The sequence below is a fragment of the Bradyrhizobium sp. SZCCHNR1098 genome, from assembly GCF_032489375.1.
Classification (GTDB): Bacteria; Pseudomonadota; Alphaproteobacteria; order Rhizobiales; family Xanthobacteraceae; genus Bradyrhizobium.
This window is the reverse complement of the sequence record NZ_JAUEXY010000009.1, coordinates 229,446-245,309: the sequence shown is the minus strand read 5'-3', so window position 1 is coordinate 245,309 and position 15,864 is coordinate 229,446. Positions and strand designations below refer to the sequence as shown.

The following is a 15,864-nucleotide window of genomic DNA, read 5'->3' as shown; positions in this document are numbered from 1 at the left end:
TGGATTTTAGCAAACATCCTCGCCTATGGTGGAACCGTTGTCATCCCGCGATTTAAGGAGCTCGCGGAGCGCCCTGCTTGATCTTGCGCAAGGCAGCCGCCGCCCGCCGCGACAAACTGAGGTTCGCGCTGCGATGCGGGAGATGACCGATGACGGCACCTAGCTACATCCGCTGGTTCAAGGATCTCCGCATCGAGGACGTGCCCGGCGTCGGCGGCAAGACGGCGTCGCTCGGCGAGCTGTATTCGGCGCTGGCGTCGCACGGCGTGCGCGTGCCCAACGGCTTCGCACTGACGGCGGCCGCCTATCGCGATGCGCTGCGCGCGGCCGGAGCCGACGACGAGCTACGGAAGCTGCTCGCCGGCCTCGACAAGCGCCGCATTGCCGACCTCGCCAAGCGCGCGGCGAAGGCCCGCGCGATCGTGTTCGCGGCGACCGACCGTGACGACCTGCGCCACGAGGTCGCAGAGGCCTACAAGCAGTTGGAGCAGGAGTATGGCCGCGGCGTCGCGGTTGCCGTGCGCAGCTCGGCCACCGCCGAGGACCTGCCGAATGCGAGCTTCGCAGGCCAGCACGAGAGCTTTCTCAACATTCGCGGCGCGAAGGATCTGTTCGAGGCGTGCCGCCGCTGTTTCGCCTCGCTCTATACGGACCGCGCGATCTCCTACCGCATCGACAACGGCTTCGACCACGACAAGGTCGCGTTGTCGGTCGCCGTGATGAAGATGGTGCGCTCGGACCGCGCCGCGAGCGGCGTGATGTTCTCACTCGACACCGAAAGCGGCTTTCGCGATGTCGCCTTCATCACCGGGGTCTACGGCCTCGGCGAGACCATCGTGCAGGGCACGGTCGATCCGGACGAATTCTACGTCCACAAGCCGACCTTCGCGGCCGGCTTCCGCAGCGTGCTGTCGCGCCGGCTCGGCGCCAAGGACAAACGGATGGTCTATGCCAAAGCCGGCGCAAAGCCCGGCGCGCGCAGTCGTGGCCCCACGACGCGCACCGAGACGACGCCGCCGGCTGACAGGGCGAAATTCTGCATCAGCGATGCCGACGTGCTGGAGCTCGCGCAGGCCACCATCGTCGTCGAGGAGCACTACTCGCAGAAGGCCGGCAGGCCGACACCGATGGACGTCGAATGGGCCAAGGACGGCCGCGACGGCGCGCTCTACATCATCCAGGCGCGGCCGGAGACGGTGGCCTCGCAGCGGCGGCCCGAGGCGATCGAGACCTACGTTCTGAAGAAGACCGGCAAGGCGCTGGCAACCGGCCGCGCCGTGGGCGAAAGGATCGCCACCGGCAAGATCCGCCTGATCCGCACTCCCAAGGATCTGAACGCGTTCCGCCCCGGCGAGGTGCTGGTCGCCGCATCGACCAGTCCGGACTGGGAGCCGGTGATGAAGACCGCGGCGGCGATCGTCACCGATCATGGCGGCCGCACCTGCCATGCCGCGATCATCGCCCGCGAGCTCGGCGTGCCGGCCGTGGTCGGCACGGAGGATTTCAGCAAGCGCGCGAAGACCGGAACGACCGTCACCGTCTGCTGTGCGGAGGGCGATGCCGGCCATGTCTACGACGGCGCACTGCCGTTCGATGTCGAGCGCCTGGCGATCGACAGCCTGGAGAAGCCGCGCACGGAGATCATGGTCAATCTCGGCAATCCCGAACTGGCCTTCAAGACCGCGCTGCTGCCGAACGATGGCGTCGGCCTCGCCCGCATGGAGTTCATCATCAACCAGGCGATCGGCATCCACCCGATGGCGCTGGCGACGCCCGCAAAGGTGACCGCGGCAAAGGACCGCGCGACGATCAAGCGCCTGACTGCGCGCTACAAGAAGCCCGCCGACTTCTTCGTCGAGCGGCTGTCGGAAGGCGTCGGCACCATCGCCGCGGCGTTCTACCCACGACCGGTGATCGTGCGCCTCTCAGACTTCAAGACCAACGAATATGCCAGCCTGATCGGTGGCTCCGATTTCGAGCCGAAGGAAGAGAACCCCATGCTCGGCTTCCGCGGCGCCTCGCGCTATGCGCATCCCGCCTACGCCGCCGGCTTCGCGCTGGAATGCGCGGCGTTGAAGCGCGTGCGCGACACGATGGGGCTCGCCAATCTGAAGATCATGATCCCGTTCTGCCGCCGCGTCGAGGAGGCGCGCAAGGTGATCGCGGCGATGGCCGGGCACGGCTTGGTGCGTGGCGAGAACGGGCTCGAGATCTACATGATGTGCGAGATCCCGAACAACGTGATCCTGATCGACGAGTTCGCCAAACATTTCGACGGCTTCTCGATCGGCTCCAATGATCTCACCCAGCTCACGCTCGGCGTCGACCGCGATTCCGACATCGTCGCGTTCGATTTCGACGAGCGCGATCCCGGCATGCTGGCGATGCTGAGGATGGCGGTCGAAGGCGCGCATCGCAACCGTCGCCATGTCGGCATCTGCGGCGAGGCGCCGGCCAACTATCCCGAAGTGGCGCGCTATCTGGCCGAACTCGGTATCGATTCGATCAGCGTCAATCCGGCGAGCGTCGTGCGCACCATGGAGATCGTCCGCACTGCGGAGCGGGAGCTTGCCTCGCGCACGCCGCAGGCGCTGGCGAGCTGATCATGGCCGAAGCTCAAGAGCTGGTCTTGAAGAAGTCCAGCACGGTCGAAGCGCCGCCCATGACGTCGCCGCCGCCATAGAGGCTTGCCAGGAACGTGCCGCGATGGCTGGCGCCGGTGACCGCTGTGCCTTGCGCAAAGCGGCCGTCGGCCGCCAGCGGCATCTTGACCAGGCTCGGCGGCAGCGCCTCGTCGAGAAGGCCGTAGTAGAACCGCATCGGGGCGTCATAATCCCAATAGGTCGAGCTGTTGCCGGCCAGGCGGCGGAGGAAGCGGCTGTTGGTCTCGTGGGTGAAGCGCTCGAAGAAGCCGTCGACCAGCAGGTCCGAGGGCTGCGGCACCGACTTGCTGAACGTCTCGTCCATGCTGTAGTCGGCCCAGTATTTCTCGGCCAGCGCGAGGTGTTGCGGCTTGATCGCGGTCTTGAACAGGTCGCCGAGCCGGTAATACTGGCGATAGCTGCCCAGGAGGACGATGACGCACGGCGTGATCCAAATCGGCTGCTTCGGATAGCTGCTGTCAGTCGACGCGCTGCCCGGTTCGGCCGACACCCAATAGCGCATCGAATCCGCAAGATTATTGAACGGACTTTGCGTTGCGCTCGCCGCCACCGCGACGCGCCGCCGCTGCAGCTCCTGGCCCAGCCATTGCGTGTTCAAGGCACCCTGCGACCAGCCGTTCAGGAACAGCCCGGTCTTTCGCAGGCCGAGATGATCGAGCGCGAGCAGGCCCGCGTTCAGCACGTCCAGGCAGCACTGCACGGTCGCGTCCTTCACCGCATAGGCCTCGCCTCGCCCCTGGCGATACGGTCCCTTGCCGAGATAGTCGGCCGCGATCAATGCAAAGCCGTTGCCGACCAGGCGCTGGACGTTGAACAGCGTCTCGATCGAATCGACATTGTCGCGCGGTTCGTAGTTCGGATCGGCCAGTCTGACGAGATTGGACGGGACCTGATCGAACGACAGGATGGTGCCGTGCTGCCACGACACGACCGGCAGTGCGCCCTTGTGATCGGCGGGCAGCGCGAGCAGGCCGCTGACCTTGACGCGCTCACCGGTCTCGGGGACGCGCGTGTAGGTCGTCAGCCGGCGCAGTTCGACGTCGACCCGCGCCCCGTGCTTCTCGGCCGAGAATGGCGGCAAGATATTGTGCTCATTGAAGACGGCGTGGAGCTTCGCTGCGAGCGCATCGAGCCGGTCCTTGCTGACGCGCACCGGCCGGCCGAGGCTTGCGCCGTCACGTGGTTGCGCGATCGCCGGGCCGGCTGAGAACGATACGGCCGCAGCGCCGAGGCCGAGGCCGGCTGAGGCCAGCAGCCTTCGGCGGGATGGCCGGCCGGCCAAGGCTGCAGAGCCGAGCTCCGGCCCGGTCAGTTTGGCCATCGGCCGGGCCAACGCCTCTTCGGGTCCCGCGACCGGGGTATCCAGGCCGATCATTCGCCGCTTCATCACGTCCCTCCGAGCCGACTACAGCCGAGGGTAGTTCGCAAAGCCTAGCACTTGTTAAATGGTGCAGCAATCGGACCTGAATGTTTCGAACAGTCGCCCGCACTGTCGAGCCTGAAGCGTCCGCGTCGCGGCTCGCCTCCGCACGTCAAGCGTAGCCATGCGAATGATTTGCGATGCCGTTCTCGGCGCACACCAGGAAGAGATCACGAGGAGGAGATGAAGGCTTACCGCGCCGCTTCGAAACCTCCGAGCACTGCGGTCAGGTTCTGGCCGAGAATGTCCGAGAGGTAGCCCCCCTCCTGCACGAACACCGTGGGCAGGCCGAGCCGCGCGATCGCGCCGCCGATGCGGCGGAAACCCGGCGTCGTCACGGAGAGCCCCTTGAGCGGATCGTGCTCGGAGGCATCGAGACCGAGCGCGACCACGAGCGCGCCGGGCGCGAACGCATGGATCGTCTTGGCCGCGGTCTCGAACGCCTTGAGATAGGTGTCGTCGCCGCTCTTCAGCGGCAGCGGAATGTTGAGGTTGGCGCCAAGGCCCGCGCCTGCGCCGCGCTCATGCGCATAGCCCCAGACGAATGGGTAGTAATGCGTGGGGTCGGCGTGGATCGAGATGGTGAGCACGTCGGGCCGCTCGTAGAAGATGCCCTGCGTGCCGTTGCCGTGGTGGACGTCGACGTCGAGGATGGCGACCCGCTCGTGGCGCTGACGCAGATGCGCGGCTGCAATGGCGGAGTTGTTCATGAAGCAGAAGCCCGAGGCCATGTCCCGATAGGCATGGTGGCCCGGCGGCCGGCACAGCGCATACGCCGCATCCTCGCCATCGAGCAGCAGTTGCGCCGCGGTCGCAGCCACGTCGGTCGCGGCGCAGGCGCCTTCCCACGTCCCCGGCCCGATCGGCGCCGAGGTATCGGTCGTGTGCCAGCCCAGCCGCCCGACGATGTGCGTCGGATAGGTGGCGGCATTGCGAACGGGATGGATGTTCGGAATCATCTCCGCACCGGCATCGCCGAGCGCGGCCCACGCGTCCCATGCCTCTTCCAGGAAACTGAGGTATTCTGGACTGTGCACGCGCGCGCGAGCTTCCTGGCCGAAATGAATCGGCGCGACCAACTCGTGATGGCCGGCCTTCAATCCCGCAAGCAGACGATCCGCCCGCTCGGGCTGCTCGGTGGTGCGCTTGACGACACCGCGCACCAGATAGAATTGCGGATCATGGCTGCGATGCAGCTCGGTGTAGACGGCCTTCACGCGCAATGGCTCCTGTTCGCTTGCACCGACGATTGTGCACGCAGTAGCAGCCGATACAAGCACAGATGGCTCGTACGTCCATTGGTCCGTGGGCGGCTTCCAACCGGCGGAACGGACCGCTGCGCTTCGCATCTTGTCGGCAGCGAATTTGCCGGGATCCAGGCGATCCGGCGCGTGAGGCGCGGTGGATGTGAGGAGAGATCCGCCCGCCATGCTGGCGGTTGCCGCGACGGCCGTCGGAATGCGCCACGAAATCTGAAAAACTCGACGGGCAATCCTGATCGGCTCCTGCGCGTATGGTCAGGAGAGAAGCCTTTGCCCGGCATGGAGACCCCGGGATTGATCCAAAATTTGGATCGATCGATACAGGCTTCGGTTTGGACCGCGGCCCTCCCTCTCCTCTAGGACAGTTCTCGAGGAACGTGACAAGAGAGGTGGCGCGCATGAGCGCAATCGTAACCACGGCCGAACTGCGCCGATCGCGCGTGCGGCTGCTTATCGTGACCATGCTGTTCCTGGTCACGACCGTGAACTATGCCGACCGCGCGACCTTGTCGATCGCAGGACCTTCGCTGTCCAAGGAGCTGCATCTCGATCCCGTGGCGATGGGCTATGTGTTCTCCGCCTTCGGCTGGTCCTATGTGCTCGCGCAGGTGCCGGGCGGCTGGCTGCTCGATCGCTTCGGTTCGCGCTGGGTCTATGCCTGCAGCATCGTGATCTGGTCGATCTTCACCATGATGCAGGGCTGGATCGGCTTCTTCTCCGGCGCCGCCGCCGTCACCGCGCTGTTCACGCTGCGCTTCATGGTCGGTCTCGCCGAGGCACCGAGCTTCCCGGCCAATGCCCGCATCGTCGCCGCCTGGTTTCCGAGCAGCGAACGCGGCACGGCGTCGGCCTTCTTCAACTCGGGGCAGTATTTCGCGACCGTGATCTTCGCGCCGCTGATGGGCTGGATCGCGCACGCGTTCGGCTGGCGCCACGTCTTCACCGTGATGGGCGCGCTCGGCATCCTCATGGGCCTGATCTGGATCAGGACCATGTACGGACCGAAGGAGCACGCGAGCGTCAACCAGGCCGAGCTCGACTACATCAAGGACGGCGGCGCGCTGGTCGACATGGAGGGCGCGAAAGATGCCAAGGCCGCCTCCGGTGGTCCGACCTGGTCGCACATCGGACAGTTGCTGTCGAACCGCATGATGCTCGGCGTCTATATCGGCCAGTACTGCATCAACACGCTGACCTATTTCTTCCTGACCTGGTTCCCGGTCTATCTGGTCAAGGAGCGCGGCCTGTCGATCCTGCAGGCCGGCTTCATCGCCACCCTGCCGGCGCTGTGCGGCTTCATCGGCGGCGTGCTCGGCGGTTTCATCTCTGACGCCATCCTGCGCAAGACGGGATCGCTGACGCTCGCCCGCAAGATCCCGATCGTCGGCGGCATGCTGCTGTCGATGGCGATCATCGGCTGCAACTATGTCGACGTCCAGGCGCTGGTGGTCGGCCTGATGGCGCTGGCCTTCTTCGGCAAGGGCATCGGCGCGCTCGGCTGGGCGGTCGTCTCCGACACCTCGCCGAAGGAAGCCGGCGGCATCTCCGGCGGCCTGTTCAACACCTTCGGCAACCTCTCCAGCATCACCACCCCGATCGTGATCGGCTACATCCTGTCGGCCACCGGCTCGTTCAACGGCGCGCTGGTGTTCGTCGGCCTCAACGCCCTGGTCGCGGCGTGTGCCTACTTGCTGATCGTCGGCAACATCCAGCGCGTCCAGCTCCGAACCTCCTGAGCACCACGCCGCGCTTCGCGTGGTCTCGACTCCAACGGCGGCCCCCCGGCCGCCGTTTTTTTGTCGGCCCCTCGCTGCCATTCCAGGGCGAAGCGCGATAGCGCGGTGGAATGGCGCAGGTGGCGTTCAATTGAACAGCCAATCGTCGACATGCATGAGCACTATTACGCTATTCCCTGCCACAACGAGAAATATGCAAAGCCAGAACACCAAGCCAAAAAAGTACATCTTGGGCTGCACGTCACGATCGTAGACGGCGCCACGACCAAGCAGCCGCCCAGTTCGCAGGGCAGTCCAGACGATCGGACCTCCGAACCAGAGCAGCACCAAAGGAAACACGGCAAGGCCGCTACGATGGCCTCGATCTTGCCCGCGAGGTCCTTGCCGATCCCAGGTAGCTCGGAGAGATCCTCGCCTGCCTTCAGCAGGCCGGTGATGCTCTTGGGCAGGCACTCGATCAGGCGGGCTGCGTTACGATACGCGCGAGAACGGCCCTTGATCTCCAGGAGCTCCGCGGCCTGGTCGAACATCTTGGCAATTTCGGCATTCTGAACCGGCATAGGCGCTCTCCACGCCTTCTAGGCGCACACCGGGCGTTCCGCTCTTGATACCGATGACGAGAATTAGCCGCAGCAACCTACTTCGTCTTCAAGTCGACAGCAGCGGCCAATTCTCGGAGCCGTGCCGCCACATGGACCGGATAGGACGAGCCGACCTGGAGTCCCTCAAGAGCTCTCGGCAGTCGCCCCAATTGAGTCCGGGCGTAGGCGCGGATATCCTGGAGCGAGGGCTGATGCGTGACCGGACGCCCTTGTTGCAAGACAGGGACGATCAGGGCCTCTCCCTCTCGGACATCATCTTCCGTCGAGAGCACGTCGGATGCCATGTGGCCGTCGGGATCATAGCGACGCCACACCTGCTTGCGGCCCGGCCAAGTCGCTTTGCCGGTCGAACGCTTTCGCCGCGGCGTGCCTGCATACTCTTGTAGCTTATAGGCGCAGTCGAGGGCGGGGGCATCGGAGGATGTCGCCAGGCTGGTGCCGATCCCGACACCGTCGATGGGGGCGGCTTCGCAAGCAAAGGAAAACAGTGCTTCTTCGTCGATGCCGCCGCTGACGAAAATGGTCACGTCCTCGAGATCGCCCTCATCAAGGATCCGCCGGACGCTTCTCGAGAGCGCCACCAGGTCACCACTGTCGATCCGTACTCCACGGATGGAAATGCCAAGGGCCCGCAGCCGGGGAGCCAAGGCCACCACCTTTCTGGCCGCCATCTCCGTGTCGTAGGTGTCGATCAACAGCACGAGATCCTTCGGTATTGCCCGCGCAAAAGCTTCAAACGCTGCCGTCTCGTCATCGAACGATTGGACGAACGAATGCGCCATCGTGCCATAGGAAGGGATTCCAAAGCATTTCTCGGCGAGAACGGTCGCAGTCCCGGCAAAGCCCCCGATATAGCTGGCGCGGGCTGCCAAAAGACCGGCTTCCGCGCCATGAGCCCGGCGCAGCCCGAAATCGACCAACAGCTTGTTCGGCGCGAGCAGCGCCATGCGGGCGGCCTTGGACGCGATCAGCGACTGGAAATGCAACAGATTGATCAAGCGGGTCTCGACGAGCTGAGCCTCGGGGAGAGGCGCCGTGACGCGGAGGATAGGTTCGTTGGCGAAAAATACCGTGCCCTCCGGCATGGCGTGGACGTCACCGCTGAAGCGGAAATCCGCGATATAACGGATCAGGCTCGCGCTGAACCGGCCGCTTCGTACCAGCCAGCTCAGTTCGTCGTCGGAAAAGCGCAGACCTCGCAGGAACTCGAGCGCCTGCTCCAGACCGGCCGCCACCAGGAAGTTGCGCTGGGGCGGCAGCTTCCGGACGAAGAATTCGAAGACGGCGGTCTGCGTCTGGCCCGCTTCCAGATACGCCTGCACCATGTTCAGTTGGTACAGGTCCGTCAGGAGCGCGCTTGACGACGTATTCATGAGCAACCCCGAGATCAGGAGGCCGGTGTCGTCGTCGTCTTCGCCGGGAACCGCTTTAAGGTTGCGATGACCTCGTCATCGCTGACTTGGCCGAAGTCACGATAATAGTAGCCGATCGCGCCAAAGTCTCGCGGCGTGTCCAGGCAAACGACTGCATCGACCTCCGTGTGCAACCGCTGCAAGGTCTCGAGCGGCGCGACCGGGACGGCTAGGACCAACTCCTTCGGCTCTCGCCTTCGCAGCGCGCGGATCGCTGCGAGCGTCGTCGCCCCCGTCGCAATGCCGTCGTCGACGATGATCGCGACCTGCCCTTTGACGTCGGACCGCAGGCGACCGCCAAGATAAAGTTCGCGCCGCCTGTCGATCTCGGCAAGCTCACCGGCGCAGATGGCGTCGAACGTCTTCTCGCTCACGCCGGTCAGATCGATGACGTCCTGATTGCGAACAATGATCGGATCGTCTCCGTCCACCACCGCCCCGATCGCGAGCTCCGGCTGCATGGGCGCGCCGATCTTGCGCACCAGAACCAGATCGAGCGGCGCTTCCAACCGTTCGGCCACCTCAGCGGCCACGGGAACGCCGCCGCGAGGCAACGCCAGAATCACGGGATGGCGGCTCTTGTACTTCAGCAAGGTTTTTGCCAGCTGACGGCCGGCGTCTTCCCGGTCCTGAAACAACATGTCCGCAGATCCGCTTGAATTTTTGCCAGATTATTGCTCCGGCGCCCGGGATCGTTGATCGGTGTCAAACTGTCTCGGTCTTCGTTTGGCAAGTGATTGTCATGCTGGACCGCCAGAACGAGCTCACGACGGACGGTGCCGAGAACGTCAGCGTTTCTGCCCTTTCCGGCAAGGTCGCATTCCTGAGCCGCCCCGAGGGCTACACTCCCGTTCCCGACCGCCTTCAGACGCGCGAGACCCACATGTCCTGGGTCTTCATGAATGGCGGGCGGGTCTACAAGCTCAAGAAGCCGGTCCGTTTTGCCTATCTCGATTTTTCGACTCTGGCTCGCCGCAGGACGGCCTGCCTGGCAGAAGCCAGCCTCAACCACCGGCTGGCACCCGACGTCTATCTCGGCGTCGTTCCGCTGACCGAGACTGCTTCGGGGTACGCGATCGGCGGCTCCGGTCCGGTGGCTGACTGGCTCGTCGTCATGCGCCGACTGAACGAGGACGAAACGCTCGAGGCCATGCTGCGCAACGGCACGGCTCGCCAGACCGATGCCGACCAGCTCGCAGCGGTTCTCGCCGGGTTCTATTCGCATGCTTCGCGGGTCCTGATCGACCCAGAGACCTATTTGGCTTCGTTGTACGAAGCCGCCGTCCTCGATTTGCAAGTCCTGCTGAATCGACGCTTCGCCCTGCCGCACGGCACGATCTTGCGCGTTGCATCCGTTCAACGACGATTTCTCAAGCAGAACGCCCGGATCCTCATCGATCGGGTCTCGCAAAGGCTTATCGTCGATGGTCACGGCGACCTGAGACCAGAGCACATCTGGCTCACGCCTGCCCATCCGATCATCGACTGTCTCGAGTTCAATTCGCGTTTGCGGGCCAGCGATGCACTGGACGAGATCGCGTTTCTGCACCTGGAATGCGAACGGCTTGGCAGCCGATGGTTCGGCGACACGATCCGACAAGGGCTGGCACGCACGCTGCACGATGATCCGGCAAGCGGCGTATTCCTGTTTTATCGAGTTGGTCGCGCGATGCTACGGGCGCGCTTGTCCATCGCGCATTTGCTCGATGCCCAGCCGCGCACGCCGGAAAAATGGCCTCGCGTCGCGCACCACTATCTCGCCCTGGCCGAAGCCGATGCAAAGCGGCTAGAACGGCTGCTCGCCCGATGATCGAGCAAAGCTTCGTCAGGCCTGATACATCATCAAATCGGCCAGCGACTCGTTCTGATGCAGCCGTCTGATGGCTTCTGCCAGCAGCGGAGCCGCCGAGATCACCTCAAGCTTGGCAAGAACCGGACCCGGGCGCAGCCGAAACGGCGGAACGGTGTCCGTCGCGATAATGTGATCGATAGACGCGTCCGCAAGTGCCGTTTCCGCCCCCGGCATGAACAGGCCGTGAGCGACGCACGCAATGACACTTCCTGCGCCGTGCGCGCGCGCCGCTTTCGCCGCACGCACCAGGGTTCCGCCACTGCTGATGAGATCGTCGACGACGACGCAGAACGCATCAGCCACGTCGCCGGCAAAGAGGTCGCCGGACACCCGGCCGGAGCTGCGATGTTTCTCGACGAAGGCCTTGCCTATGGGTCTCTGCAAGGCCTTTTGCAATGCCTCCCGCAACAGATCGGCCCGCTTGCCACCACCGAGATCGGGAGAGACGACGCTGATCGGCCTGTCGCCGGCGATTGATTTTATCCTTCCGATCAGCAGCGGCGCCGTGGTGAGTGCAATCGAAGGACAGCGGAATGCATTCTCGAAGGCAGCCTCGTTATGCACATCGAGCGTCACCATCCTGGCCGTGCCGACCGCCTCGAACAACGACGCCAGGTAACGGATCGTCACGGGGTCATTCTCTTTCGTTCTGCGATCCTTTCGCGCGTAGCAAAGATATGGCGTGACTGCGGTCACGCTCGTGGCACCTGCGTCTTTCAGTGCGCCGATCATGAACAACAGACGACAAAGCTTGTCGTTCGGACTCTCAATCGGACCTCCATGAAGACTGTGAACGACAAAGACATCGCACCCGGCAACCGTATCGAGTGGCCGGACCTTGTGCTCGCCGTCTTCAAAGCTGCGCTCTTCGTGGGCCGCCAGCTTGCAGCCCAATGAGGACGCAATCCGCTCGCCCAGCTCCGTGCTGCCATTCAAGGCAAAAAGGCGCAACCGATCGCTCCGCGTCCGTGCGGTACGAGGCGTCCAGCTACTGTCCATTGTGAGCACACCACCAATTGAGATGAGGAACCACCTACGTCCGCATGCCGTGTTTGCTCAGGAGCCTGACCGTGCTGGCCTGAGGCCCCTTTTCTCCGAGCTCCTCGACATAGCCGACACGCGCGCCGACGGCGATGTTCGCGCGGCCTTCCAGAACACTGTTGCAATTGAAATAAACCTCGTGGCCGTCGTCCGCCTCGAGGAACCCGAATTCGCCGCTAGGATCGATCCGTAGCACGGTGCCAACCGGCTCTCCTTGGTGGTGCTTCGTCTCGCGGTGCATCACAAGCACCTGATCCTGCAGTTGCCGCCGCGCCCGCTTGAAAGCGTCGTCCACTGCAAAGGTCGGGTCGGCATACCTTTCATCCTCCTTGGGCGTCCGGCCCACGTTGACTTCGCGCCCGTCGGGAAGAACGAGCCGGATGTTTACCTGGTACTGACCGCCCGTCTTGTGACGCTCGCCTGGGCCTCGCACGATGACGCGACCTGCGGTCGCTCGACCGAAGCGCTTTTCCAGCTCGGAAATGTGCTGGCTGATCGCAGCTTGCAGCTCAGGAGACGGCGTCAGATTCTCGAATTCGATTTGAGCCGGGGTTTGCATGATCTTGCTCCTCAGAAAAGGCGACCGATCTGAGCACGCCGCCCGCGCACGGCCTTGCGCGAAATCAACCCGGCCCGACGCCCTCAACCAGGTAACTCGCCGCCGGTCCAGAACGCCCGGCGGCGCTCATTTTGTTGCCCTCCTTCGGGGAACTTTGCGGCAGGTCAAAGCAGGCCGAGGACAGGCTGCGACTAATTGACCATCTGTCTCTGTCCTGGGAGCGAGACCATGAGCACAACAACGGGTGTGACTGCATTGGATCATTCGGTTCAGGAAACCAATGTTTGGCTCAAAGCGATCGATGAGCAGTTGGCCCTGGAAAGCCGCCACCATGCCTACAATGCGTTGCGAGCCGTCCTGCACGCGCTGCGCGACCGTCTGCCGCCGGAGGTCGCAGCCAAGCTCGGCGCGCAGCTACCGATCATCGTGCGCGGCATCTACTACGAGGGCTGGCATATGGCGGCGACTCCGACCAAGGAGCGGCACATCGACGAATTTGTAGCGCATGTTGGCCGAGAGCTTCCGCCGCAATTTCCCATCGATCCCCTCACGGCCGCGCGTGGAATCTACGAAGTGCTATGGGAAAAGCTGGATCCCGGCGAATTCGAGAAATTGATGGCCCATCTTCCGGCCCAACTCAGAAACCTCCAGGGCTGATCCAGAAGGGCTGCGGATGCGTCATGAAGATCGATCAAACGTTCGACGTTCGCATTCCGCCATTCGGGCTGGCAGGAACGCTGACCCTGCCGGAAAATGCACGCGGCCTGGTCGTCTTTGCACACGGCAGCGGCTCAAGCCGATTCAGTATCCGGAACATTGCGGTCGCGCAGGGGCTGAATGAGCGCGGCTTTGCGACGCTGCTATTCGATCTTCTCACACAGCAAGAAGAGCATGACCGCTCGAACGTTTTCAATATCGGAATGCTTGGAAAGCGGCTGGTCGCAGCCATCGACTGGCTTCAAGGCCTTAAACCGGCGATTGCCGGCCTCCCGGTTGGATTGTTCGGCGCCAGCACCGGCGCCGCGGCCGCCCTTGTTGCCGCGGCTCAATTGCCTCATCGAATTGCCGCCGTAGTCTCCCGCGGCGGCCGTCCGGATTTGGCTGGCGAGGCCTTGCCTCATGTCCATGCGCCAACCCTGCTGATCGTGGGCGGCGCCGACTCCGGCGTGATCGAGCTGAACGAGGAGGCGCTCACCCGGCTTGGCGGGCCAACGGAACTGGAAATCATTCCCGGCGCGACGCACCTGTTTCCAGAGCCGGGCGCAATGAACACCGTCATCGACCATGCCAGCCAGTGGTTCGAGCGATATCTGCGCACACCAGCGCCTGTCCCCACCTCAAGCTAGGAGAGAACCATGGAACTCCTGTCCGGCGCTTTTGTCGACCGATCGACTATTCCGCGACGCTTCACCTGCGACGGCGAAAACCTGTCCCCGCACCTGCAGTGGGCCAACGCACCCGAGGGAACCCGCAGTTATGTCCTGCTCTGTGACGATCCCGATGCCCCAAGCGGCACCTGGCATCATTGGGCGGTCTACGACATCCCACCCACGCAAACCGGCCTTGTGGATGGCGCAGCACAGAAGCCCGGGCTGAAGCAGGCCGCCAACGATTTCCGGAAGATTGGCTATGGAGGACCGTGTCCTCCGCCGGGACGTGGCGTCCACCACTATCATTTCCGGCTCCTTGCGCTCTCGGCGGATCATCTGAATCTACGGGCGAATGCTTCGTGCCGCGACGTCGAACGCGAGGCGCGCAAGGTCACCCTTGCCGAGGCCACTCTGGTCGGCCTGTATCATAGATAGTCGCGTGCGAGACGCCGATCGTCACGACCGGCCCAATGTGCCTGGAACTTGCGCCCACAATGGTTTAGCGGACTCTCGACTGAACCCAAAGATGAAGTAGGCGAAAGGACACTCATCGTCTGAACCGAATGATGGACCAGCGAGACTGGGATCACCGCTGCGAGGGACACTGCCAGCAACCTCGGCCATTCCTCCGGACAGCACATGTCCACCTGCGATATGGACGGGAAGGCTGTAGGTGCGATCGCACGTGCCGGCGTCAGTGATGATGAGACCATTTCAATATCCGTCGTAACCGTCACCCCGGCCGGAGATCGGCATCCGGTGCGCCTGCCGCGCATCCGCCGCACTGGCGAAGGCAGCGGCTACGACCAGCATGGTCCAGAATCCTGCGCGACAAACGTTAGCGCGAATGGGGGGACCGGCGGATATTGTCATTCCGGGTGCTTAGGGAGCGTCAGGCGTCCAAACTTAACTCGCTGATGTTCTGCCCTCGCCGAAGAAGCTCATTCTGCACGCGTAGCAGCTCGAGTATCTCTTCATTCTGCGCCTGGAGCTTGGGCAGGACAGACATAACCAGCTTGGGTGGGGCGCCTTCCGGAAGGCTCGCCATTATCCGCCCCATGTGGGCGAGCATCTTCTTGTTCACCCAATCACCTGCTGTGCGCGTCAAGCGATGCCGCGGCTCGACCGGAAGACACCGGAGCGCGACCACGCCGCCAACTGCGGCCAACCCCAGCACGACCAATTTGGTCATCCAAGTCATCCCGGCCTCCCTGCGCCGCGCACTACCACGCGCCTACGAAGATTCAGCCCTTCGCGAAAGCGTCTTCCAAAGCAGATAGCCGCCGAGCACGATCAAGATAATGGGCATAAGCGGCAAGGGCAGAGCAACAAGATCCCAGATGCCGGCCGCGAGCATGATGAGCCCCACGATTACACCAAACATCTCGACCTTCAGGCCCCGTTGCTGTCGCACGATCTGCGCGCCTACAATGAGGACGCCGACTCCTACAAGGAACCAAGCCCAGGGCAGGTCGGCGAGCATGACGACACCGACCCAGATGAAGAACACCGCCCAGGCTGCTGAATCGATCTGGCGAGTGCGTTCGTCTCGGCTCGAAGGTCCCGGTGAGTCAGTCAAAGGCGACTGCACGGACATGGTGCACCTCTTTTGTAAAAAGATCGCGCCGTTACAGCCGACTGCTATTGATCTGGATCAACGATGCTACTGGCTTTCATTTCGATCGGGTTCGTCCCAATCGACGCGAAGCGCCTCCCCGTCGACCGATCAGGAACGGCCTCCGAGGTGCCTGATCGCATTCTTTCGAAATAGCACAGCGCCCGCTTACCGGTCTTGAATGCTTGACTTGACCTCAATCAGTTTCATCAAGTCGAATATGCCTCATTCTAAATTTAAGATACGCGGCCAAGCCTTACAATTTGAGAACGATGCCCACTATCGCCGATCGCGAACGATATCTCCTACGCCTGTGCTCTACCGAATAGATC

At 63.3% G+C, this 15,864-nt stretch carries 15 protein-coding genes; 6 read left to right on the top strand and 9 right to left on the bottom strand.

Features of this window, described 5'->3' with window-relative positions; genetic code table 11:
- The first annotated feature begins 149 nt into the window (after positions 1 to 149).
- Positions 150 to 2,603 (top strand): phosphoenolpyruvate synthase, encoded by a 2,454-nt coding sequence (ppsA, locus tag QX135_RS20595; protein WP_316179768.1) that lies wholly within the window; start codon positions 150 to 152, stop codon positions 2,601 to 2,603.
- Positions 2,604 to 2,616: 13 nt separating this feature from the next.
- Here ppsA and QX135_RS20590 read toward each other — a convergent pair whose 3' ends face one another.
- Both QX135_RS20590 and QX135_RS20585 read right to left on the bottom strand, forming a co-directional pair.
- Positions 2,617 to 4,050 (bottom strand): lysophospholipase, encoded by a 1,434-nt coding sequence (locus QX135_RS20590; protein ID WP_316179770.1) that lies wholly within the window; start codon positions 4,048 to 4,050, stop codon positions 2,617 to 2,619.
- 224 nt (positions 4,051 to 4,274) lie between these two features.
- Positions 4,275 to 5,300, bottom strand: coding sequence for a histone deacetylase family protein (locus tag QX135_RS20585; RefSeq protein ID WP_315785474.1), 1,026 nt, complete (start codon positions 5,298 to 5,300; stop codon positions 4,275 to 4,277).
- Positions 5,301 to 5,743: 443 nt separating this feature from the next.
- Between QX135_RS20585 and QX135_RS20580 the strand changes: the two genes are divergently transcribed.
- A complete protein-coding gene (locus tag QX135_RS20580) occupies positions 5,744 to 7,081 on the top strand; it encodes an MFS transporter (protein WP_316179771.1) in 1,338 nt (445 codons plus the stop codon).
- 164 nt (positions 7,082 to 7,245) lie between these two features.
- On the opposite strand, the gene QX135_RS20575 is transcribed toward QX135_RS20580, so the two are convergent.
- The 3 genes from QX135_RS20575 to QX135_RS20565 all read right to left on the bottom strand — a co-directional run bounded on the left by QX135_RS20575 (position 7,246) and on the right by QX135_RS20565 (position 9,736).
- Complete coding sequence (locus QX135_RS20575; protein ID WP_316179773.1) at positions 7,246 to 7,641, bottom strand: helix-hairpin-helix domain-containing protein; 396 nt, start codon at positions 7,639 to 7,641, stop codon at positions 7,246 to 7,248.
- Positions 7,642 to 7,718: 77 nt separating this feature from the next.
- Positions 7,719 to 9,056, bottom strand: coding sequence for a nicotinate phosphoribosyltransferase (locus tag QX135_RS20570; RefSeq protein ID WP_316179775.1), 1,338 nt, complete (start codon positions 9,054 to 9,056; stop codon positions 7,719 to 7,721).
- A 14-nt stretch (positions 9,057 to 9,070) separates the two neighbouring features.
- The gene (locus QX135_RS20565) at positions 9,071 to 9,736 is read right to left on the bottom strand and encodes a phosphoribosyltransferase (RefSeq protein ID WP_315733827.1); all 666 of its coding nucleotides are present in this window, start codon (positions 9,734 to 9,736) and stop codon (positions 9,071 to 9,073) included.
- 101 nt (positions 9,737 to 9,837) lie between these two features.
- Between QX135_RS20565 and QX135_RS20560 the strand changes: the two genes are divergently transcribed.
- Positions 9,838 to 10,905, top strand: coding sequence for a hypothetical protein (locus QX135_RS20560; protein ID WP_316179776.1), 1,068 nt, complete (start codon positions 9,838 to 9,840; stop codon positions 10,903 to 10,905).
- A 15-nt stretch (positions 10,906 to 10,920) separates the two neighbouring features.
- On the opposite strand, the gene QX135_RS20555 is transcribed toward QX135_RS20560, so the two are convergent.
- Both QX135_RS20555 and QX135_RS20550 read right to left on the bottom strand, forming a co-directional pair.
- Entirely contained in the window at positions 10,921 to 11,898 is a 978-nt protein-coding gene (locus QX135_RS20555) for a ribose-phosphate diphosphokinase (RefSeq protein WP_315733831.1), read from the bottom strand.
- 82 nt (positions 11,899 to 11,980) lie between these two features.
- Positions 11,981 to 12,547 carry an HPF/RaiA family ribosome-associated protein gene (locus QX135_RS20550; RefSeq protein ID WP_315778083.1) on the bottom strand — a complete coding sequence of 189 codons (567 nt, stop codon included), beginning with the start codon at positions 12,545 to 12,547 and terminating at the stop codon, positions 11,981 to 11,983.
- Positions 12,548 to 12,775: 228 nt separating this feature from the next.
- On the opposite strand from QX135_RS20550, the gene QX135_RS20545 reads away from it, so the two are divergent.
- Genes QX135_RS20545 through QX135_RS20535 form a run of 3 tightly spaced genes read left to right on the top strand, consistent with a single transcriptional unit; the run spans position 12,776 to position 14,352 of the window.
- A complete protein-coding gene (locus QX135_RS20545) occupies positions 12,776 to 13,204 on the top strand; it encodes a DUF2267 domain-containing protein (RefSeq protein WP_315733835.1) in 429 nt (142 codons plus the stop codon).
- A gap of 23 nt (positions 13,205 to 13,227) precedes the next feature.
- Positions 13,228 to 13,893: a dienelactone hydrolase family protein gene (locus tag QX135_RS20540; RefSeq protein ID WP_316179779.1), complete on the top strand. Its 666-nt coding sequence runs from the start codon at positions 13,228 to 13,230 to the stop codon at positions 13,891 to 13,893.
- A 9-nt stretch (positions 13,894 to 13,902) separates the two neighbouring features.
- Positions 13,903 to 14,352 (top strand): YbhB/YbcL family Raf kinase inhibitor-like protein, encoded by a 450-nt coding sequence (locus tag QX135_RS20535; protein ID WP_315798184.1) that lies wholly within the window; start codon positions 13,903 to 13,905, stop codon positions 14,350 to 14,352.
- Between the two features lie 457 nt (positions 14,353 to 14,809).
- On the opposite strand, the gene QX135_RS20530 is transcribed toward QX135_RS20535, so the two are convergent.
- Complete coding sequence (locus tag QX135_RS20530) at positions 14,810 to 15,109, bottom strand: hypothetical protein (RefSeq protein WP_315757278.1); 300 nt, start codon at positions 15,107 to 15,109, stop codon at positions 14,810 to 14,812.
- A gap of 42 nt (positions 15,110 to 15,151) precedes the next feature.
- On the bottom strand, positions 15,152 to 15,514 hold the full coding sequence (locus QX135_RS20525) for a hypothetical protein (protein WP_315785461.1): 363 nt from the start codon (positions 15,512 to 15,514) through the stop codon (positions 15,152 to 15,154).
- Positions 15,515 to 15,864: the final 350 nt, after the last annotated feature.

Coding starts and splice junctions, on each gene's coding strand:
- QX135_RS20525 (WP_315785461.1), bottom strand. CDS start 15,514: ATGTCCGTGCAGTCGCCTTTGACTGACTCACCGGGACCTTCGAGCCGA.
- QX135_RS20590 (WP_316179770.1), bottom strand. CDS start 4,050: ATGAAGCGGCGAATGATCGGCCTGGATACCCCGGTCGCGGGACCCGAA.
- QX135_RS20535 (WP_315798184.1), top strand. CDS start 13,903: ATGGAACTCCTGTCCGGCGCTTTTGTCGACCGATCGACTATTCCGCGA.
- QX135_RS20580 (WP_316179771.1), top strand. CDS start 5,744: ATGAGCGCAATCGTAACCACGGCCGAACTGCGCCGATCGCGCGTGCGG.
- QX135_RS20575 (WP_316179773.1), bottom strand. CDS start 7,641: ATGCCGGTTCAGAATGCCGAAATTGCCAAGATGTTCGACCAGGCCGCG.
- QX135_RS20550 (WP_315778083.1), bottom strand. CDS start 12,547: ATGCAAACCCCGGCTCAAATCGAATTCGAGAATCTGACGCCGTCTCCT.
- QX135_RS20565 (WP_315733827.1), bottom strand. CDS start 9,736: ATGTTGTTTCAGGACCGGGAAGACGCCGGCCGTCAGCTGGCAAAAACC.
- QX135_RS20540 (WP_316179779.1), top strand. CDS start 13,228: ATGAAGATCGATCAAACGTTCGACGTTCGCATTCCGCCATTCGGGCTG.
- QX135_RS20560 (WP_316179776.1), top strand. CDS start 9,838: ATGCTGGACCGCCAGAACGAGCTCACGACGGACGGTGCCGAGAACGTC.
- QX135_RS20570 (WP_316179775.1), bottom strand. CDS start 9,056: ATGAATACGTCGTCAAGCGCGCTCCTGACGGACCTGTACCAACTGAAC.
- ppsA (WP_316179768.1), top strand. CDS start 150: ATGACGGCACCTAGCTACATCCGCTGGTTCAAGGATCTCCGCATCGAG.
- QX135_RS20545 (WP_315733835.1), top strand. CDS start 12,776: ATGAGCACAACAACGGGTGTGACTGCATTGGATCATTCGGTTCAGGAA.
- QX135_RS20530 (WP_315757278.1), bottom strand. CDS start 15,109: ATGACCAAATTGGTCGTGCTGGGGTTGGCCGCAGTTGGCGGCGTGGTC.